The following is a 19016-nucleotide window of genomic DNA, read 5'->3' on the forward strand; positions in this document are numbered from 1 at the left end:
ATGAGTGCGGATGGATCGACCGGCACACCGTCCGAGCCCGGCGGCCGAGTGGGGGGCCGGCCGGCCCGTCCCAGGCCCACCCGGTCTCGGCCGACGCGTACTCGGCCCGCCCGTACCGTTGCGCTGCCGACTCTGCTGGCGGCCGCGGTGGAGAAGAACCCGGACGGCATCGCTGCCGAATTCGGGGACCGGTCGCTGACCTACCGGGAGATCGATTCCCGATCCTCCCGGCTGGCTCGCCTGCTGCTCGCACGTGGGGTCGGGCCAGGGGATTTCGTGGCGCTGGCCCTGACCCGATCGATCGAATCGGTCATGGCGGTGTGGGCAGTGGCCAAGACCGGGGCAGCGTTCGTGCCGATCGACCCCAATTACCCGGCTGCTCGTATCGAGCACATGGCCACCGATTCGGGTGTCCGAATGGGCGTCACGGCAACGCAGTTCGAGGCTGCGATGCCGAACGCGGTGTCGTGGATCGTCCTCGACGCATCCGATGTCGAGGAAGAACTGAGTGGGCTGTCGGACGGGCCGGTGGTCGCGGACGATCGCCGCGCACCGATTCGCGCGTCCGATCTCGCGTACGTCATCTACACCTCGGGCTCGACGGGCCTACCGAAGGGTGTCGCCGTCTCCCAGGCGGGCCTGGCACCACTGGCCGCGACCCAGGTCGAGACGTACGGCCTGGACTCCGGTTCGCGCACACTGCATTTCGCGTCCCCCAGTTTCGACGCGTCCGTACTCGAACTGCTCATGGCCGTCGGTGCCGGTTCGACGATGATCATCGTCGAACCGGGCGTCTACGGTGGTACCGATCTGAGCGAGGTGTTGCGCCGCCACCGAGTCACGCATGCCTTCATCACGCCGGCGGCGCTGGCCTCGCTGGACCCGGCAGATGTGCCCGACCTGCGTGTGCTCGCCGTCGGTGGTGAGGCCTTCTCGTCGGAACTGATGTCGAAATGGGCCACCGACCGCCGGTTCCACAACGTCTACGGGCCGACCGAAGCGTCCATGGTGTGCAACATCTCGCAACCGCTGACCGCAGGCGAGGCGGTGTTGCTCGGGCAGTCGACCAGGGAGATGGGTCATCATGTTCTCGACGACCGGCTGCGTCGGGTCCCGGCCGGCGTGCCGGGCGAGTTGTACCTCACCGGGGCCGGCCTTGCTCGCGGCTACCATCGTCGGTTCGGCCTGACGGCAACCCGTTTCGTCGCCAATCCCTACGCGGTCGAGGGGGACTCGAATCAGGCGAGGCTGTACCGAACCGGAGACATCGTGCGCTGGCGCGACGGGCCGACCGGACCCGTCATCGAATACATGGGCCGCAACGACTTCCAGGTCCAGATTCGAGGATTCCGGATCGAGCTCGGTGAGATCGACGCCGTTCTGACCGCACTCGACGGTGTCGAGTTCGCAGCGACCCTCGGCTACCGGGGGCCGACGGGAGCAACGGTTCTCGCGGCCTACGTACTGCCGACGACAGGTGTCGAGCTCGACGTCGACAACCTGCTCGAGGCCGCCGGACGCAGTCTGCCTGCGCACATGGTGCCGTCCGTGGTCACCCTGATCGAGTCGATTCCGCTGACCCCCACCGGCAAGCTCGACCGAGATGCGTTGCCGGAGCCGGTGTTCGAGGTCGCCGAGTTCCGCGCTCCGACGACCCCCACCCAGCAGACGGTAGCCGACATCTTCGTCGAGTTGCTGGGGGTCGAACGCGTCGGTCTCGACGACGACTTCTTCGCGCTCGGCGGCAATTCGTTGATCGCCACCAAACTCGCTGCGAGGTTGGGATCGGCACTCGGCGTGCACGTGCCTGCGCGTTCGGTGTTCGAGTCGTCCACCGTCGAAGCGCTCGCGAACGCAGCCGACTCCGTCGACGCTCCGGTCCGGGCCCGGCTCGATGCCTCGAGGGCCCGGCCGCAACACATTCCGCTCTCGTCCGCTCAGCAACGCATGTGGTTCCTGAATCGACTCGACACCACGTCCGCGATCAACAACGTGCCGGTTGCCCTACTGCTGCGCGGTTCGCTCGACGTCGATGCGCTGCAGGCCGCCGTCCTCGATGTGGTGGGTCGCCACGAATCGCTGCGCACCGTCTACCCCGACATCGACGGCAGCGGATATCAGCGAGTGCTCGACGAGGCCGACACGCAGGTCGACACGGCGGTGGTGCCTGTCACCCGCGAGAGCGCCCTGGCCGAGGTGACTCAGTTCTTCACGCGTGGGTTCGACGTCACGACCGAAATTCCGTTCCGCGTTCGACTGTTCGAGGTCACCGATCCCGCCGGTTCGGTACCGGAGTACGTACTGGCCTTCGTGGCGCATCACATCTCGGCCGACGGTCTGTCGATGGCTCCGCTGTCTCGGGACGTCATGACGGCATACCTCGCGCGACGGAGCGGATCGGCACCGCAGTGGACGCCGCTGCCGGTTCAGTATGTCGACTACACGCTGTGGCAACTGGACATGCTCGGTTCCGAATCGGACCCGAACTCTGTTGCCGACAAGCAGATTCGGTACTGGCAGCATGCGCTCGACGGCCTACCTGAACAGTTGGAGCTGCCCGCCGACCGGCCGCGCCCTCGGGTCGCGTCGGGACGAGGGGCGGTGGTGTCGTTCGACATCGAACCCGAGCTGCACGCCCGAGTGCTCGAGTGCGCCAGGACGAGCGAGTCGACCCCGTTCATGGTGGTGCACGCCGCGCTGGCCGTGCTGCTGGCGAGACTGTCGGGCACGGCCGACATCGCCGTGGGTGCGCCGGTGGGTGGCCGCGGCGACGCCCGGCTGGACGATCTGGTCGGCATGTTCGTCAACACGGTGGTGCTGCGAACCCCCGTTGCCCCGGATGCCTCGTTCGCCGAGGTTCTCGACACGGTACGTACGGCCGACCTCGAGGCGTTCGACAACGTCGACGTGCCCTTCGAGCGCCTGGTCGAGGTACTCGATCCGGTGCGTTCGCAAGGACGACATCCACTGGTGCAGGTTGCACTGTTCTTCCAGAACTTCTCACAGGGTTCCTTCGAACTGCCCGATCTCGGGGTCGAGGCATTCGGTTCCGGCGTGGCATCGGCGAAATTCGACCTCCAGGTGACCTTCACCGAGCGGGGCGACGGCGCAGGACCGGCCGTCGAGTTGATGTACGCGACGGATCTCTTCGACGAGTCGACCATGACGTCCTTCGGGCAGCGGTTGGTGACCGTTCTCGAGGCGGTCACCGCTCGTCCGAGTGTCGTGGTCGGTGACATCGAGATTCTCGATTCGGCTGAGCGCGAACAACTCTCGCTGCGGGGCAACGGCAGCACGGTGGCTGCCGATTCGGGCGAGGTGCTGCTGGACGGCTTCGATCGCACGGTGGTCGAATCGCCGGATGCGGTGGCGTTGGTGTTCGGTGAGCGGTCGCTGACGTATCGGGAGTTCTCGGACCGGGTGGATGCCACTGCGTCGTTGTTGCAGGAGCGTGGGGCCGGCCCCGGCGTGCTGGTGGGGTTGGCCATGCGTCGATCGGTCGAGCTGGTGGTCGGGATGTACGCCGTGCTGCGATCCGGTGCGGCGTACGTTCCGGTGGATCCGGATCAGCCCGCCGAGCGTAACGACTACATTCTCGACACGGCGTCGCCGATTGTCGTTCTGTCGACGGCGCGGGACGAATTCGTCACGGGGACAGCGATTCCGGTCGTCGACATCACGGACCCACCGGTGCCGAGCGGGCCGTTGGTCTTCCCTCGCGCGGTGGGTGGCGATCTGGCGTACGTGCTCTTCACGTCGGGGTCGACCGGCCGGCCCAAGGGGGTCGCCGTGGAGCATCGTGCGATCGTCAACCAGATGGAGTGGATGGCGCAGGAGTACGGTCTCGACGCGTCGGATGTCTACTTGCAGAAGACTGCCACGACGTTCGACGTGTCGTTGTGGGGGTTCTTCCTGCCGCTGCGTACCGGGGGCCGGTTGATCGTGGCGGCCCCGGGCGCGCAACGTGATGTGGAGGCCGTTGCGGCCGATATCGCCCGTCACGGCGTGACGGTGACGGACTTCGTGCCGTCGATGCTCACGGTGTTCGCCGAATCGGTTGCTGCGCAGTCCATCTCTTCGCTTCGGCACATCTTCGTGATCGGGGAGGCGTTGCCCGCGCGGACCGTGAGTGCGTGCCGGGCAGTGTCGAACGCGCGGGTGCACAATCTGTACGGGCCGACCGAGGCCGCGGTGAGTGTCACGTATCGCGACGTCTCCGAGGACGTCGCGGTGGACGGTTCGGTGAGCATCGGGGTGCCGGAGTGGAACACCTCTGTCCACGTTCTGGATTCGCGGCTGCATCCGGTACCAGCGGGTGTGCCGGGTGAGCTCTACCTCGCCGGCGTGCAGTTGGCTCGGGGCTATGTTGCGCGGCCCGATCTGTCGTCGGAGCGTTTCGTTGCCGATCCGTTCGGTCCTGCGGGGGCGCGGATGTACCGCACCGGTGATCTGGTCCGGTGGTCGATGGATGCCGGACGGCTCGAGTACATCGGTCGCACCGATTTTCAGGTCAAGTTCCGCGGGCAGCGCATCGAGTTGGGGGAGATCGAGACGGCGTTGACGGCGTTGTCGTCGGTGAGTCAGGCCGTCGTGGTGGTCGCGCAGTTGTCGGTGGGGGAGTCGTTGGCTGCCTACGTGGTGCCTGCTGTCGGTGCCGCGGTCGATGCCGAGGCGGTGCGGTCGGAATTGGGGTCGGCGGTGCCGTCGTACATGGTGCCGTCGGCGTTCGTGGTTCTCGATGCGCTGCCGCTCAATGCAGCCGGGAAGCTGGACCGTCGGGCGTTGCCGGCCCCGGAATTCGAAACCCGTGAGTTCAGGGCTCCGCAGACTCCGGTCGAGGAATCGGTCGCCGCGGTGTTCGCGGAAGTGTTGGGCGTCGAGCGCGTCGGGCTGGACGACGACTTCTTCGCGCTGGGTGGCAACTCGTTGCTGGCGGTCAAGTTGGTCTCCAAGCTCAGAGCAGCCCTCGGCGGCGCGCCGGTACCGCTGAACTGGTTGTTCGTCGACGCGTCCGTGGGCTCGCTCTCCGCGCGGATGACGGCTGCGACGGAGTCGAGCGAGGGGGCGGACTCCACCGGGCTGGAGACGTTGATTCCTCTTCGGCTCGGTGGCTCCTCGTCACCTCTGTTCTGCATCCATCCCATCGTGGGGCTGTCCTGGGCCTTCGGCGGACTGTCGGTATACCTCGGAGACGACCGTCCGATCTACGGATTGCAGTCGCCTGCCCTCTCCGGTGCCGAGCCGCTGCCGGAATCGATCGAGCAGTGGGCCGCCCTGTTCGTGGACAGGATTCGTACCGTGCAGCCGTCGGGCCCGTACCACCTGCTCGGTTGGTCGATGGGTGGATCGATCGCTCACGCGATGGCCGTGCAACTGCAGCGTGAAGGCGAGTCGGTGTCGACACTGGCCATGATGGATTCGTTCGTCGCGGGCAGGACCGACCACGTCGTGGACCGTCCTGTGTCGGCCGGAGAGATGCTCGGTGGCCTCGGCTTGGGAGCGGACTCCGATCTCGAGATCGGCGAGCTCACGGTCGATACCGTGGCGGATCTGTTGGCATCGATGCCGGCTCCGTTCGACGAGATTTCCCGCGACCGGGTCGCCGGGATACTGGACGGGATCGCCCGTTCGGCAGAGCTGATCGACTCGTACGTGCCCCGGACATTCGTCGGGCGGTCGATACTCTTCGCGTCGGTCGTCGACGACCCGACCGGAACCGTCGCGGCGTCGACCTGGGAGGACGCGGTAGACGGGGGCGTCACCGTGGTTCCTGTGCATTCGACGCACTGGCAGATGGCGTCGCAGTCCGCACTGGCCGAAATCGGACCCGTGTTGCAGACCGAGCTGGACCGGTAGGTCTTCGAACGCGACCGGGGCCTCGCGATGTGATGTCGTCGAGGCCCCGGTGGCTACGGATCGTGCTGTGTCAGCAGGGTGGCGGGGTGGTCGCTGCGTAGTCGGGGTCGAGCGCCGACTTGACCATGTACAGCGGCGCGGGATCGGTGACGAGGCCGATGTGCGACGTCGTGGCGGCCGGGCACACGTCCTGAACCCATACGTTGTGCACCGTGGACGGATCACCCGACCGGAGAAAGGTGTTCCCCGGAGGTGTCGACACCGTGTCGTTGCGGGTGGCGATGACGGTGTACTCGACTCCCGGTTGGACGTCTCCGCCGTCGTTCAGGCTCGTCAACGTCGTGGAGCCGACCAACTGCTGTGCACCGGCCATGTTGTACGTGAGCGGGGTGAGCGCGTCGCCGGGGAGTCCGAGCGAGGTGAGCAGTTCGGAGAGCTGCTGCAGACCGCCGAACGTCGTTCCGTGGTTGGTGGCACCGAGGGTGACCAAGGTGTGCACCTTGTTGCGGGCAGGATCCTGCGGATCGGTGCCACCGTCGAACTTCATGTACTGGCGCGAGGACGTGCCGCCCTGTGAATGACCGACGAGATCGACCTGTTCTGCACCGGTGGCGGCAAGCACCTCGTCGACGAACCGACCGATCTGCCGTCCCGACTCGGCGATATCACCCGAACCCCAGATGGTCGTGCTCGGATCGAACAGGAGCGAGACGCCGCCGTAGTTGGGCGCGAAGACGCAGTAGCCCTCGCTCTTCAACTGCGGTGCGAGCGTCTTCCACGTCGACGCATCCATCTTCGTTCCGTGCACGAGTACCACCGGACGTGGATGAGCCGCACTGGGCACGCAGCCGAAGTCGTTCGCGCCCTCCAGGACAGGAGTGGCAGAAACGGAAGTGCCCGTGGGGGAGGCGGGTGCCGCGGTAGCTGTTCCCGCCCCGGTCAGGCACAGGGCACCGGCAACGGCGGCAGCGACCGCCGTGGGCAGTACTCGGGAAAGCGTGTTCGACATGGCCTCGATCTCGTGTGAAGGCGTGCGATGTGCCGCCGGTTTCGGCAGCTCCGTGTTTTCGACCGTAACATCGGTCATCCATCCGTTACAGGCGCGCGGCTCAAGACTGCAGGCCGGGCAGCCCGGCGATCCAGTGGGTGTGTCGGACGTCACCAACAGAAGGCGCGATAGGCGATGCCGCCGCGAACTTCGCCGACCCGGATGAACAGTGCCCTCGCCCAATGACCACGGGCCAATCCGGTCCACGAGGTCGGCAGAAGCGGATTGCGAACCAGTAGGGCGGTCCACCACGAGGCGACGGTACGGACCCTCATGGCCGGGCACCCCTGCGTCCGATAGATTCCGCGCAGTTTGGCGAAGCCGAAGCCGAGCCGGAACGATTGTCGCAGCATGGGCCGGAGCTCGGCTCGGAGCCGATAGGCGACGACAGCCTCGGTGCTGAAGCCGAGGGTGTAGCCGGCCAATTGTGCGCGCCAGCAGAATTCTACGTCCTGGCTGGCCCGGAACCGGTTGTCCATGCCACCGACATCGCGATAGACCGACGCCCAGCAGGCCATGCTGGCCCCGATGGCGAAGGGCAGGAAGTCGGTGCGGCCCTGATCCTCCGGCGGTGTGGTCGGAGTCCAGGACAACGCCTGCGCACTGTTCAACGTGTACGTCTCCACCGCGGTACCGGCTACGTCGAACGACCTGGCCAGCTCAGCGAGGGTTCGTAGCCACGACGGATGCACCACGTCGTCCGCATCGCAGAACATCAACAGCTCACCGGAGGCGTTCTCGGCACCGCGATTGCGGGCGTGCGCCGCGCCGACCTGCTGGGATGCGTCGACACAGCTCAACTGCAGTCGATCCCGTAGGGGGTGCGAGGACACGTGATCGCCGACTCGTCCGTCACCGGCATTGTCCGAAATCAGCACATCGAACCGATAATCGGAATCCTGCTCCGCCAATGCCTGCAACTGCGCGTCGAGCAGGGGATCGAGCGAGCTCACCGGAATGATCACCGAGATCGACGGGTGCTCGGGGTGCCCATGGGCCACGACGTCACCTCCCATCGTGGCCATCGACGGCCGGAGCCCATTCGATCAGCCGGTCGCGGATGCCTTCTTGTACCCCCGAATTGCAGGATAGAGGAACACCACGACCAGACCCAGAGACCACGCTAACGTCTGGAGCACCGGTGTCATGACCGGACCTCCGAGAGCGAGGTTCCTCATGGCATCGACCGCGACCGACATCGGTTGAGCTGCGACGACCGGCTGCAGCCAGAGCGGATACGCCAGAACCGGAACGAAGCCGGCATTGAAGAACATCAACAGGGTGCAGAAGATCGAGACCAGTTCCACCAGGGGAGCATTACCGGCGACGGTCGCGAGGAACGTGACCATCACCGCGAACCCGATACCGAACACGACCGGAATCAGAAGCAACAGGACTCCGGCCTGGAACCCCTGGGTGAATCTGAACCCCATCGCCACCCCGGCAGCGATGATGACGGTGGTGGTGACGAGCACTCGGACGGCTTCGGCGATCATTCTGCCGAGCAGGCCGGCGGCACGGTGAGTCGGTGTCGTCCAGAACCTGGACAGCAAGCCCGATTTCCGCTCGCCCTTGAGACCGACAGCGCTGACGATGGACCCGAACATGGCCCCGACGAGAGCGATCATCGGAACCTGGCCGTAGATGGCCGGGGCTCCGGTGGCCGCGGAGATCGAGTTGCCGAGTACGACCCGGAACATGACCAGCATCAACGCGGGGTACAGCAAGGCTTGGATCATCGTCGACGGATCGCGCATCCACCGCATCAGAAGTCGCTTGGCCTGGATCAGACTGTGCGTCCCGAGCGCGCGGATCGACCCTTCTCGCAGCGCCATGTTGGGTTCGGGAAAGGTCAAGTTGGATACGCGAGCAGCGTTCACCGACGCTTCGGACATGGTCATCTCGGACTCGTCATTCCGGTCTCGAGCTCGCCCAGATGGCAAGCGGGACGAAGAACACGATCAGGCCTGCGATCCAGGCGAGGGATGGCCACAGCACCTGAAAGGTGACTCCGCCCTCGGCCATGTCCCGCATCGCGAACGAGAACTGAGAGATCGGTTGATTGCGAACGAAGGGGCGGATGAGTTCGGGAAAACCGCTCTCCGGAACGAATCCGCACGAGGCCATGCCGAGGATGAGCTGGGGCAGGGTCAACACCTGGCTGGTCGCTTCGGGGCTCTTCGACAGCGTTCCGATCGCATCGGCACCGATCGACAACGTTGTGCTGATCAGCATGGCCAGTGCACAGAACAACAGGGCCTGACCGAATCCCGCAGTGAATCGAAAGCCGATGACGTAACCGAAGCCGAGAGCGGACACCAGAGACACCAGTGAGCGGACGACACCACTCGAGATGCGCGACACCAGCGGCACACCCCGCACGACGGGCATGGTCTTCAACCGGGAATTCAGGCCACTCATCGCCTCGGCCGAGGCGCGCTGCGCCGCGGAGATCGCGGTGAACGCCATGGCCTGCAGCACGATGATCGGCATCAGGAACTGGGCGTAGTCGATGCCCTGCAGACCCATGACGAACTTGAGCGGTAGGTAGAAGCCGACGGTGAAGATGAGCGGGGCGATGACCGCGACCAACAACTCACCCTTGGTGAGCATCGTCCACAGCGCACGCCCGGTGAGGGCCTGCCACTGCACGAATCCCGACGGCTTCGTCCTCGACCGTCGCTTGGGCTGCTGAGCCGTCGAACCGACATCGGTCCGCTGCACGGTCCTCGCCTGCGAACCGGCTACGCCTCGCGTCGTGGCCGTCATGGTGTGGTGCTCGTCTTCGAGTGACCGGTGAGGGTGAGGAATACGTCGTCGAGCGACGGGCGGCGCAGGGCGATGTCGGCGAGCACGATGCCCACCGCATCGATGCGGCGCAGGATTTCCGACAGCGTGGCTGCGCCGTCGGGGGCAGGAACGGAGAGCCGGTCCGAGGCAGCGGTGATCTCGGCGTGAACTGCAGCGGGCACCATGTCGCCGAGGGCTTCGGCGGCCGCGCGGAGTTGGCCGGGATCGAGGGGAACGACCTCGCAGTAGCTGCCGCCGGTCATGGCCTTGAGATGGTCCGAGGTGCCTTCTGCGATGACCGTGCCCTTGTCGATGACGATGATGTTGTCGCTCAGGACATCTGCTTCTTCGAGATACTGCGTCGTCAACAGCACAGTGATGCCCTGCGACTTGAGTGCCTCGACCAACGACCAGACGCCCTGCCGACTGCGGGGATCGAGTCCGGTGGTCGGCTCGTCCAGGAACACGACCTCCGGCCGCACGACGAGGCCGCAGGCGATGTCGATGCGCCGACGCATACCGCCCGAGTAGCCACGGACGGGGCGCTTGCCGGTGTCGGACAGGTCGAACTCGTCGAGCAGGGCCTTGGCTCGGGCCTTCGCGGCCTTCTTGTCCAGACCCATCAGACGGCCGAAGAGCTCGATGTTCTCGCGGCCGGACAGAGTGTCGTCGAGGGCCGCGTACTGCCCGGTCATCATGATCGAGCGGCGCACTGCCGGAGCGTCGGTCGCGACATCGTGACCTGCGACGAATGCCCTGCCCCGGTCGGGTGCGATCAGAGTGGAGAGCACCTTCACCGTCGTCGTCTTGCCTGCACCGTTCGGGCCCAGAATCCCCAGCACCGTTCCCCGTTCGGCGGAGAAGCTGATGCCGCGCAACGCCTGCACATCGCCGAAGGACTTGTGTACGTCCTCCACGTGTACGGCTGCGTGTTGAGCTGACGACATCGAATCTCCGAGCTGTCGGGGGGGAGTGGTGGGACCGGACCCCGTGGAGTCGAGGGCCACTACTTGATAGCGAAATTCGCCGTGGATGTTACTTGTGGGTCGTCGCTGCGTGGCCTCCGCAGTCAGTCCCAGTCGATATCGATACTGTTCTCGACGTCGAGTTTGCGGCACAGAGACCGCAACCCGCTGTAGTCCTGAACCAACGCGCGGCGGCTCTTGTCCTGCTCGACGTCGACGAGCATCTGCGCGCCACCGCGCACGCCCTCGAGTTCGAGAATGCGTCCCCAGGTGGAGAAGTCGATGTTCGAGAACGCGTCCATGCCGTCGACCAGCCCGTCCAGGAACTTCCGGCGGTCGTCGGGGCGGAGCCTGTCGAAGACGATCGCAGCCATGTCGTCGGCGATCGACGCATGGCAGTACTCGTCGCGGTTGTGCAGTTTGACGGTGGCCCGGTTGATGGGCTGAATGATGTCGTCGTCCTCGATCAGGTCCAGATACGAGGTGATGGAGATCTCTGCAACCGTCATGAACGCGAGCGAGCTGATCGCCGCCGACCAGGGGTCGTCACTGGTCGCCTGCGCCGCACGCTGCCTGCGCACGGTGGAGCTGAACGGCAACGATCGTTCCGACAGGGCCCACCCGCGTCCGCGTCTGGTCGCAGCGCTCGCGTTGAGGTGCATGAGGGTGTGGTACTGCTCGTCCACCATGGCCTGGGTGACCGCCACAGCGAGGGTGTCACCCATCCCGGTCTCGAACACGTCCTGCGCCAACAGAGCGAAACCGGGATGAACGACGTGCTGCTCGACGTCCATCACGTTCTTGTTGAACGCGATCCAACCCCAGGCACGCAGTCGATCCTGCTGCTCGGCAGTGGCACCGGTGAAGGTGTCGTGCTCGCCGAAGGGGATCAGAGCGTCGGGGAAATCCCGCTTGGTGGTGTCGAACAGATCGTCCAGCTCGGGCTCGGGCTTCTTGACCGTCGCGCGCTGCGACCAGTTCTTCGCCAATCGAGCGACGACCGCACTCTCGACGACATCGTCGGAATCGAACTCCGGCAACGACGGCTGTTCCAACATCGTGTGCCTCGCCTCCGCGCTCGTACTCGTGGTCATCGGTTGCCACTGCTACCTCGAACGATACCGAACATCTCCGCGCACACCGCCCGATACCGATCCCCGTTCCCACCCAGAGCGGCCTCGGCCTGCACCAACAGAGCGGCGAAGTCGGCCTCGGAACCGGAATCGACGGTCTCGCTCACCGTCTGCGTCGCGCGATGCAACGCCGCCCTGGCCTCGGCCGCGTGGGGATTGCCGGCCTGAACATCCCAGTAGACCTCGGGTTCCCCGCCGGTGATCCGCGCCAGTATCGCGAGCATCGACGCGTGCGGGGGAGGCGCAACGGCGTCGATGTCGACGAACGGAAGGTCCAGTTCGGCCAGAGCCAGTCCGAACGCCAGGACGCTGGCGTGCGTCAGCGCCTGCGTCGCCGCGGCGAGGCGATCATGACGTGCGGCGTCGAGAAGGACCACCCGAGCGCCCCACCGCGAGATGCCGTCCAGGAAGGCATCCACCGGCGGGCCGGGTCGATGCACGACGGCCGCAACCGGGCGTCCGGCCATTCCGAGCGACGGGGCGAACATGGGATTGATTCCCAGCGTGGCACCGATCGGACGCGCGCCTTGTACATGGTGGGAGAAGCCGGACTTCACCGACAGGGTCTCCACCAGCAGGGCGTCGGCGCGCACCGCGGACAGGTCGGCCCGCAGCGCCACGGATTCTGGGACGGCCAGAATCACCGTCGCGGCTTCTCTCAGCACCGATTCGACCGGCTCGCCTGGGGCGGTGATGTCGCCGGCGATCACCGTCGAACCGTCGAGCTCCGGGCCACCGTGCACGTCCACGACGGTCACCGGTACGCCGTCCGCGAGCAGCAGATCGACCATCAAGCGGCCCACCGCTCCCGAACCTCCGACCACCACTACCGAGTCATGGGACCGCGACCGTGTCACCGAGTTCATCGGTCGAGTATGTCAACGGGACGCGGCGGAGACCCAGATGGTGATGTCCGCGTGCACCACCTCGATGCCCGATGTGTCTCGGATCGCGACGGACACGATGATGTCGATGCCGTCGGTGATCGTTCCGAAATCGGGGACCTCGTCGAGTTCGGCGACCGCGCGCAGCGACGTCGTGGCCTTCGTCAGGTACTGGACAGTCATGGACTTGGGAATCCATCGGTGCGTGGTGGGGACGGTCGCCTCGGCGAGCATGCCCATGGCGACCTCGGCGAGGTTGCACGCGGCGATGGCGTGGAAGGTGCCCAGGTGGTTCCGAATGCCGAACCACTTGGGCGCGGTGACCTCGCAGCGTCCCGGCTCGAGCGCGACGACACGGGGAAGCACGGATGCGAAGTACGGAACGCGCAGACACATGCCGACGGAGAAGAGAGTGGACCCGACAGTGTTGTTCGGTAGCTTCGACCAGGCGCGATAGGTCGCCCCGGTAGTGTTCTCGAGGGTGGTCATGGCGCTACCTTACTGCTCGGTAAGGTTGCTCGGTAGCGATCGATCGGCCCCGAGTTGATCTGCTGCCCGGTCTGCGGCATACTGGTCGGGTTGCCTGGACACGGGACGCGCTTGCGTGCGGCCTGAAACAGGTGAGTCGGCCGAGAGGTCGACTGAGCAAGAACATGAGACCAGCGCTCCGCGTGAGCGCGTCCGGAACACCAGCTCGATCGGTGCGGATTTCGTTCGATTCGGATGGTTGAAGCGAAAGTTTCAGCGCAGAAGAATGAGCGGAATCGCGACACGCCCGACCGCGTGGACCGGAGAACCATGACAGATGAAGAGCGGCAACGGAATCAGGCCACGCCTGGTCGTCAACGTTTTTCACTGTCGTGTGTGCACGAAGGCAGTTCGAGTCGGTGGGTTTTCCACGGCTCGGGGACTGTGCAGACGAGGTGGAGCAGGCCGAACGGCCCGTTCTACGACCAAGCGGCAAGAAAAGGACACTAAGCGTGGCGGGACAAAAGATCCGCATCAGGCTCAAGGCCTACGACCATGAGGCGATCGACGCGTCAGCGCGCAAGATCGTCGAAACGGTCACCCGTACGGGTGCCCGCGTCGTCGGACCGGTGCCGTTGCCGACAGAGAAGAACGTGTACTGCGTCATCCGTTCGCCGCACAAGTACAAGGACTCGCGCGAACACTTCGAGATGCGTACTCACAAGCGGCTCATTGACATCCTCGACCCGACACCGAAGACGGTGGACGCGCTCATGCGCATCGACCTCCCGGCCAGTGTCGACGTCAACATCCAGTGAGCGCGGAGACAACGATGACTGATAACAAGAACCGGCCTGCGACAGGAATTCTGGGCACCAAGCTCGGAATGACCCAGGTCTTCGACGAGAACAACCGCGTCGTTCCGGTGACCGTGATCAAGGCAGGCCCCAACGTGGTCACCCAGATCCGCACCCAGGAACGTGACGGCTACAGCGCCGTCCAGGTCGCATTCGGTGCGATCGACCCGCGCAAGGTGAACAAGCCCACCACCGGCCAGTTCGAGAAGGCAGGTGTCACGCCGCGTCGCCACATCGTGGAGATTCGCGTAGCCGACGCCTCGCAGTTCGAGATCGGCCAGGAGCTCACCGCTGCAGTGTTCGAGGACGGCGCATACGTCGACGTCACCGGCACCAGCAAGGGCAAGGGCTTCGCCGGAACCATGAAGCGTCACGGCTTCAAGGGTCAGGGCGCGAGCCACGGTGCACAGGCCGTGCACCGTCGCCCCGGATCCATCGGTGGCTGCGCAACACCCGGTCGCGTCTTCAAGGGAATGCGCATGTCCGGACGTATGGGTGGCGACCGCGTCACGACGCAGAACCTCTCGGTCCACAAGGTGGACAGCGAGAACGGTCTGCTGCTGATCAAGGGAGCGATCCCGGGCCGTCGCGGCAACGTCGTGATCGTCAAGTCTGCATTGAAGGGTGGTGCACGGGCATGACCAGCCTCGAGAAGAACACCGAGACCAAGCTGACGCTCGATGTCAAGGAAGCCGGCGGCAAGACCAACGGCACCGTCGATCTCCCCGCGGAGATCTTCGACGCGCCGGCGAACATCGCGCTGCTGCACCAGGTCGTCATCGCACAGCTGGCAGCTGCTCGTCAGGGAACCCACTCCACGAAGACTCGTGGCGAGGTTCGCGGCGGCGGCAAGAAGCCGTACCGGCAGAAGGGCACCGGCCGCGCCCGTCAGGGCTCGACCCGCGCTCCTCAGTTCGTCGGCGGTGGCACGGTCCACGGACCGCAGCCGCGCGACTACAGCCAGCGGACCCCCAAGAAGATGAAGGCCGCCGCCCTGCGCGGAGCCCTCTCCGATCGGGCCCGCAGCGAGCGCCTGCACGTCATCACCGAACTGGTTGCCGGACAGGTTCCGTCCACCAAGGGTGCGAAGACGTTCCTCGCCGAGATCTCGGACCGCAAGAAGGTCCTGCTCGTCGTCGGCCGCGAGGACATCGCAGCCTGGAAGAGCGTGCAGAACCTGGACGGCGTGCACCCCATCGCACCCGACCAGCTCAACACCTACGACGTGCTCAACGCCGATGATGTCGTTTTCAGCGTGGAAGCGCTGAACACCTTCATCGCTGGGCCTGCAAAGAACGAGGAGGCAAGCAAGTGACCACGATCGCCGATCCCCGCGACATCTTGCTGGCACCGGTCATCTCCGAGAAGTCCTACGGACTGATCGAAGAAGGCACGTACACGTTCCTGGTGCACCCGGACTCGAACAAGACGCAGATCAAGATTGCCGTCGAGAAGATCTTCGACGTCACCGTGACCAGCGTCAACACGATGAACCGTCAGGGCAAGCGTAAGCGGACCCGGTTCGGTTACGGCAAGCGCAAGGACACCAAGCGCGCGCTCGTAACGCTCTCCGCCGACAGCAAGCCCATCGAGATCTTCGGAGGTCCGGTCGCGTAAGCGGCTGGGACTCTTCGGATATAGAGGACGAGAAGACTCATGGCAATCCGTAAATACAAGCCGACAACCCCGGGCCGTCGTGGCTCCAGCGTTTCCGATTTCGCTGAGATCACGCGTTCGACCCCCGAGAAGTCGCTGATCCGCCCGCTGCACGGCCGCGGTGGACGTAACGCACACGGTCGCATCACCACCCGGCACAAGGGTGGCGGTCACAAGCGTGCATACCGTCTCATCGATTTCCGTCGCAACGACAAGGACGGCGTGCCGGCCAAGGTCGCTCACATCGAGTACGACCCCAACCGCACCGCGAACATCGCACTGCTGCACTTCGCAGACGGCGAGAAGCGCTACATCGTCGCACCCAAGGGCATCGCCCAGGGATCGCCGATCGAGCAGGGTGCCAATGCCGACATCAAGCCCGGCAACAACCTGCCCCTGCGCAACATCCCGACGGGTACGACCATCCACGCGGTCGAGCTTCGTCCGGGTGGAGGCGCGAAGATGGCCCGCTCCGCTGGAGCGAGCATCCAGCTCCTCGGTAAGGAAGGCCCCTACGCCACGCTGCGTATGCCGTCCGGTGAGATCCGTCGCGTCGACGTGCGCTGCCGCGCAACCGTCGGCGAGGTCGGCAACGCCGAGCAGTCGAACATCAACTGGGGCAAGGCCGGCCGCATGCGCTGGAAGGGCAAGCGCCCGACCGTTCGTGGTGTCGTGATGAACCCGGTCGACCACCCGCACGGTGGCGGCGAGGGCAAGACCTCCGGTGGACGCCACCCGGTCAGCCCCTGGGGACAGCCGGAAGGCCGTACCCGCAAGAACAAGGCGAGCGACAAGCTGATCGTCCGTCGTCGTCGTACCGGCAAGAACAAGCGCTAGGAGGGAGTTCAGAATGCCACGCAGCCTGAAGAAAGGCCCGTTCGTAGACGATCACCTCCTCGCGAAGGTTGACGTCCAGAACGACAAGGGAACCAAGCAGGTCATCAAGACCTGGTCCCGTCGATCGACAATCCTGCCCGACTTCATCGGTCACACTTTCGCCGTCCACGACGGTCGCAAGCACGTACCGGTGTTCGTGTCCGACTCCATGGTCGGCCACAAGCTCGGGGAGTTCGCACCGACCCGCACGTTCAAGGGTCACATCAAGGACGACCGGAAGGCGAAGAGGCGATGACCAACTTCACCCCCACCGCCAATCCGACTGCCAAGGCCGTAGCGAAGCACGTTCGCGTCACGCCGATGAAGGCACGTCGCGTCGTGGATCTGGTTCGCGGGCGCACCGTCGAGGACGCGCTCAACATCCTCAAGTTCGCGCCGCAGGCAGCGAGCGAGCCGGTCGCCAAGGTGATCGCGTCCGCAGCGGCCAACGCCGAGAACAACCTGGATCTCGATCCCAGCACACTGATCGTCGCCACTGCATTCGTCGACGAGGGTGCAACCCTCAAGCGATTCCAGCCGCGCGCTCAGGGCCGGGCATTCCGGATCCGCAAGCGCACCAGCCACATCACGGTGATCGTCGAAAGCCTGCCCAAGACCGGCGGAACGTCTCGTAACCGTCGTAAGGGCCAGGCGTCCAAGGAAGGGGCTCAGTAGTGGGTCAGAAAATCAACCCGCACGGCTTCCGCTTGGGTATCACCACTGACTGGAAGTCGCGTTGGTACGCAGACAAGCAGTACTCGGAGTACGTCAAGGAAGACGTCGAGATCCGCAAGCTTCTTGCCACCGGCATGGAGCGCGCAGGCATCGCGAAGGTCGAGATCGAGCGCACCCGTGACCGTGTTCGCGTGGACATCCACACGGCACGCCCGGGCATCGTCATCGGTCGCCGTGGCGCCGAGGCCGACCGCATCCGCGGAGCTCTCGAGAAGCTGACCGGCAAGCAGGTTCAGCTCAACATCCTCGAGGTCAAGAACGCCGAGTCCGAAGCTCAGCTCGTGGCTCAGGGTGTTGCCGAGCAGCTCAGCAACCGCGTCGCATTCCGTCGGGCAATGCGCAAGGCCATCCAGTCGGCCATGCGTCAGCCCAACGTCAAGGGCATTCGTGTTCAGTGCTCCGGCCGTCTCGGTGGCGCTGAAATGTCTCGCTCGGAGTTCTACCGCGAGGGACGCGTTCCCCTGCACACGCTCCGTGCCGACATCGACTACGGGCTGTACGAGGCCAAGACCACCTTCGGCCGTATCGGCGTGAAGGTCTGGATCTACAAGGGCGACATCGTCGGCGGACGGCGTGAACTCGCCGCCGCTGCGGCTCCGGCCGCCGGTGCAGACCGTCCCCGTCGTGAGCGTCCCACTCGTCCGCGTCGCAGCGGTGCCTCGGGCACCACGGCGACCAGCACCGAGGCAGGCCGCGCGGCATCCGCAACCGAGGCTCCGGCCTCGACCGAGCCCACTCAGGAGGGCTGACGCATGTTGATCCCCCGCCGGGTCAAGCACCGCAAGCAGCACCACCCGAAGCGTTCGGGTGCCGCCAAGGGCGGAACTCAGGTGACATTCGGTGATTACGGCATCCAGGCTCTCGAGCCCGCCTACATCACCAACCGTCAGATCGAGTCCGCTCGTATCGCGATCACTCGCCACATCAAGCGTGGCGGCAAGGTCTGGATCAACATCTTCCCGGACCGGCCGCTCACCAAGAAGCCTGCCGAGACCCGCATGGGTTCCGGTAAGGGTTCGCCCGAGTGGTGGATCGCGAACGTCAAGCCGGGTCGTGTGCTCTTCGAGCTGTCGTACCCCGACGAGACCATCGCGCGTGAGGCACTGACTCGCGCCATCCACAAGCTGCCCATCAAGGCACGCATCATCACCAGGGAGGAGCAGTTCTGATGGCTACCGGAACCCCAGCCGCAGAGCTCCGCGAGCTCACCGGTGAAGAGCTGGTCACCAAGCTGCGTGAGTCGAAGGAAGAGCTGTTCAACCTTCGTTTCCAGATGGCTACCGGCCAGTTGGACAACAACCGTCGACTGCGCACCGTCCGTCACGAGATCGCGCGCATCTACACCGTCCTGCGCGAGCGTGAGCTCGGCTTGGCATCTGGTCCTTCCGAGGACACTGCAGGTGACGCGGCATGAGCGAGGAAAAGACTGTGACTGAAGAGCGCAACAACCGTAAGGTCCGGATCGGCTACGTCGTATCCGACAAGATGGAGAAGACGATCGTGGTCGAGCTCGAGGACAGGGTCAAGCACCCCCTCTACAGCAAGATCATCCGTCGTACCACCAAGGTCAAGGCACATGACGAGAAGGGCGACGCCGGCGTAGGCGATCGCGTTCAGCTCATGGAGACCCGCCCGCTGTCCGCCACGAAGCACTGGCGACTGGTCGAGGTTCTCGAAAAGGCCAAGTAGTACCTGCACACAAATGCCCGCTCCCTTCCTGGGAGCGGGCATTTTGCGTTCCGGTGTGC

General features: G+C 65.2%; 20 protein-coding genes. 12 read left to right on the forward strand and 8 right to left on the reverse strand.

Annotated elements, in window-relative coordinates:
* Window positions 1-5856: an amino acid adenylation domain-containing protein gene (locus CH273_RS23415; protein ID WP_082322632.1), complete on the forward strand. Its 5856-nt coding sequence runs from the start codon at window positions 1-3 to the stop codon at window positions 5854-5856.
* A 70-nt stretch (window positions 5857-5926) separates the two neighbouring features.
* Here the strand turns inward: CH273_RS23415 and CH273_RS23420 are convergent, their stop codons facing one another.
* From CH273_RS23420 to CH273_RS23455, 8 genes are all read right to left on the reverse strand, one after another.
* Complete coding sequence (locus tag CH273_RS23420; RefSeq protein WP_032398248.1) at window positions 5927-6865, reverse strand: esterase/lipase family protein; 939 nt, start codon at window positions 6863-6865, stop codon at window positions 5927-5929.
* 149 nt (window positions 6866-7014) lie between these two features.
* Window positions 7015-7929, reverse strand: a complete 915-nt coding sequence (locus tag CH273_RS23425) for a glycosyltransferase family 2 protein (RefSeq protein ID WP_052050188.1) — start codon at window positions 7927-7929, stop codon at window positions 7015-7017.
* A gap of 21 nt (window positions 7930-7950) precedes the next feature.
* Window positions 7951-8805: an ABC transporter permease gene (locus CH273_RS23430; RefSeq protein WP_032397548.1), complete on the reverse strand. Its 855-nt coding sequence runs from the start codon at window positions 8803-8805 to the stop codon at window positions 7951-7953.
* Window positions 8806-8815: 10 nt separating this feature from the next.
* Window positions 8816-9673: an ABC transporter permease gene (locus tag CH273_RS23435; RefSeq protein ID WP_032397547.1), complete on the reverse strand. Its 858-nt coding sequence runs from the start codon at window positions 9671-9673 to the stop codon at window positions 8816-8818.
* Window positions 9670-10641: a daunorubicin resistance protein DrrA family ABC transporter ATP-binding protein gene (locus tag CH273_RS23440; RefSeq protein WP_032397546.1), complete on the reverse strand. Its 972-nt coding sequence runs from the start codon at window positions 10639-10641 to the stop codon at window positions 9670-9672. Before CH273_RS23440 ends, CH273_RS23435 begins: the two co-directional genes overlap by 4 nt.
* 122 nt (window positions 10642-10763) lie before the next feature.
* Window positions 10764-11717 (reverse strand): diiron oxygenase, encoded by a 954-nt coding sequence (locus CH273_RS23445; RefSeq protein ID WP_032398246.1) that lies wholly within the window; start codon window positions 11715-11717, stop codon window positions 10764-10766.
* Window positions 11718-11749: 32 nt separating this feature from the next.
* Complete coding sequence (locus CH273_RS23450) at window positions 11750-12658, reverse strand: prephenate dehydrogenase dimerization domain-containing protein (protein ID WP_032397545.1); 909 nt, start codon at window positions 12656-12658, stop codon at window positions 11750-11752.
* Window positions 12659-12670: 12 nt separating this feature from the next.
* Entirely contained in the window at window positions 12671-13165 is a 495-nt protein-coding gene (locus tag CH273_RS23455; RefSeq protein ID WP_032397544.1) for a hotdog fold domain-containing protein, read from the reverse strand.
* 491 nt (window positions 13166-13656) lie between these two features.
* On the opposite strand from CH273_RS23455, the gene rpsJ reads away from it, so the two are divergent.
* Genes rpsJ through rpsQ form a run of 11 tightly spaced genes read left to right on the forward strand, consistent with a single transcriptional unit; the run spans window position 13657 to window position 18957 of the window.
* Window positions 13657-13962 (forward strand): 30S ribosomal protein S10, encoded by a 306-nt coding sequence (gene rpsJ, locus CH273_RS23460; RefSeq protein WP_003938093.1) that lies wholly within the window; start codon window positions 13657-13659, stop codon window positions 13960-13962.
* Window positions 13963-13976: 14 nt separating this feature from the next.
* Window positions 13977-14642 (forward strand): 50S ribosomal protein L3, encoded by a 666-nt coding sequence (gene rplC, locus CH273_RS23465; RefSeq protein ID WP_032398245.1) that lies wholly within the window; start codon window positions 13977-13979, stop codon window positions 14640-14642.
* Window positions 14639-15316 (forward strand): 50S ribosomal protein L4, encoded by a 678-nt coding sequence (rplD, locus tag CH273_RS23470; protein WP_008718317.1) that lies wholly within the window; start codon window positions 14639-14641, stop codon window positions 15314-15316. The genes rplC and rplD overlap by 4 nt, the downstream gene beginning before the upstream one ends.
* Window positions 15313-15618 carry a 50S ribosomal protein L23 gene (gene rplW / locus CH273_RS23475; protein WP_027496310.1) on the forward strand — a complete coding sequence of 102 codons (306 nt, stop codon included), beginning with the start codon at window positions 15313-15315 and terminating at the stop codon, window positions 15616-15618. Before rplD ends, rplW begins: the two co-directional genes overlap by 4 nt.
* Window positions 15619-15657: 39 nt before the next feature.
* Window positions 15658-16494 carry a 50S ribosomal protein L2 gene (gene rplB / locus CH273_RS23480; RefSeq protein ID WP_008718311.1) on the forward strand — a complete coding sequence of 279 codons (837 nt, stop codon included), beginning with the start codon at window positions 15658-15660 and terminating at the stop codon, window positions 16492-16494.
* 13 nt (window positions 16495-16507) lie between these two features.
* Window positions 16508-16789 (forward strand): 30S ribosomal protein S19, encoded by a 282-nt coding sequence (gene rpsS, locus CH273_RS23485; protein ID WP_008718309.1) that lies wholly within the window; start codon window positions 16508-16510, stop codon window positions 16787-16789.
* Window positions 16786-17208 carry a 50S ribosomal protein L22 gene (gene rplV / locus CH273_RS23490; protein ID WP_032397543.1) on the forward strand — a complete coding sequence of 141 codons (423 nt, stop codon included), beginning with the start codon at window positions 16786-16788 and terminating at the stop codon, window positions 17206-17208. The genes rpsS and rplV overlap by 4 nt, the downstream gene beginning before the upstream one ends.
* Window positions 17208-18017 carry a 30S ribosomal protein S3 gene (gene rpsC / locus CH273_RS23495; protein WP_027496312.1) on the forward strand — a complete coding sequence of 270 codons (810 nt, stop codon included), beginning with the start codon at window positions 17208-17210 and terminating at the stop codon, window positions 18015-18017. The genes rplV and rpsC overlap by 1 nt, the downstream gene beginning before the upstream one ends.
* Window positions 18018-18020: 3 nt before the next feature.
* On the forward strand, window positions 18021-18437 hold the full coding sequence (rplP, locus tag CH273_RS23500; RefSeq protein WP_027496313.1) for a 50S ribosomal protein L16: 417 nt from the start codon (window positions 18021-18023) through the stop codon (window positions 18435-18437).
* Entirely contained in the window at window positions 18437-18682 is a 246-nt protein-coding gene (rpmC, locus tag CH273_RS23505) for a 50S ribosomal protein L29 (RefSeq protein ID WP_027496314.1), read from the forward strand. The genes rplP and rpmC overlap by 1 nt, the downstream gene beginning before the upstream one ends.
* Window positions 18679-18957, forward strand: a complete 279-nt coding sequence (gene rpsQ / locus CH273_RS23510; protein ID WP_032397542.1) for a 30S ribosomal protein S17 — start codon at window positions 18679-18681, stop codon at window positions 18955-18957. The genes rpmC and rpsQ overlap by 4 nt, the downstream gene beginning before the upstream one ends.
* Window positions 18958-19016 lie beyond the last annotated feature (59 nt).

It is taken from the genome of Rhodococcus sp. 05-339-2 (genome assembly GCF_002258965.1).
Taxonomy (GTDB): domain Bacteria; phylum Actinomycetota; class Actinomycetes; order Mycobacteriales; family Mycobacteriaceae; genus Rhodococcoides.

Bases quoted from the DNA above. Each gene is read 5' to 3' on its own strand.
- rplP (WP_027496313.1), top strand. From the start codon at position 18,021: ATGTTGATCCCCCGCCGGGTCAAGCACCGCAAGCAGCACCACCCGAAG.
- rpsS (WP_008718309.1), top strand. From the start codon at position 16,508: ATGCCACGCAGCCTGAAGAAAGGCCCGTTCGTAGACGATCACCTCCTC.
- CH273_RS23430 (WP_032397548.1), bottom strand. From the start codon at position 8,805: ATGACCATGTCCGAAGCGTCGGTGAACGCTGCTCGCGTATCCAACTTG.
- CH273_RS23420 (WP_032398248.1), bottom strand. From the start codon at position 6,865: ATGTCGAACACGCTTTCCCGAGTACTGCCCACGGCGGTCGCTGCCGCC.
- rpsQ (WP_032397542.1), top strand. From the start codon at position 18,679: ATGAGCGAGGAAAAGACTGTGACTGAAGAGCGCAACAACCGTAAGGTC.
- CH273_RS23415 (WP_082322632.1), top strand. From the start codon at position 1: ATGAGTGCGGATGGATCGACCGGCACACCGTCCGAGCCCGGCGGCCGA.
- CH273_RS23455 (WP_032397544.1), bottom strand. From the start codon at position 13,165: ATGACCACCCTCGAGAACACTACCGGGGCGACCTATCGCGCCTGGTCG.
- rplD (WP_008718317.1), top strand. From the start codon at position 14,639: ATGACCAGCCTCGAGAAGAACACCGAGACCAAGCTGACGCTCGATGTC.
- CH273_RS23450 (WP_032397545.1), bottom strand. From the start codon at position 12,658: ATGAACTCGGTGACACGGTCGCGGTCCCATGACTCGGTAGTGGTGGTC.
- CH273_RS23445 (WP_032398246.1), bottom strand. From the start codon at position 11,717: ATGTTGGAACAGCCGTCGTTGCCGGAGTTCGATTCCGACGATGTCGTC.
- CH273_RS23440 (WP_032397546.1), bottom strand. From the start codon at position 10,641: ATGTCGTCAGCTCAACACGCAGCCGTACACGTGGAGGACGTACACAAG.
- rplB (WP_008718311.1), top strand. From the start codon at position 15,658: ATGGCAATCCGTAAATACAAGCCGACAACCCCGGGCCGTCGTGGCTCC.
- rplC (WP_032398245.1), top strand. From the start codon at position 13,977: ATGACTGATAACAAGAACCGGCCTGCGACAGGAATTCTGGGCACCAAG.
- rpmC (WP_027496314.1), top strand. From the start codon at position 18,437: ATGGCTACCGGAACCCCAGCCGCAGAGCTCCGCGAGCTCACCGGTGAA.
- CH273_RS23435 (WP_032397547.1), bottom strand. From the start codon at position 9,673: ATGACGGCCACGACGCGAGGCGTAGCCGGTTCGCAGGCGAGGACCGTG.
- CH273_RS23425 (WP_052050188.1), bottom strand. From the start codon at position 7,929: ATGGCCACGATGGGAGGTGACGTCGTGGCCCATGGGCACCCCGAGCAC.
- rplV (WP_032397543.1), top strand. From the start codon at position 16,786: ATGACCAACTTCACCCCCACCGCCAATCCGACTGCCAAGGCCGTAGCG.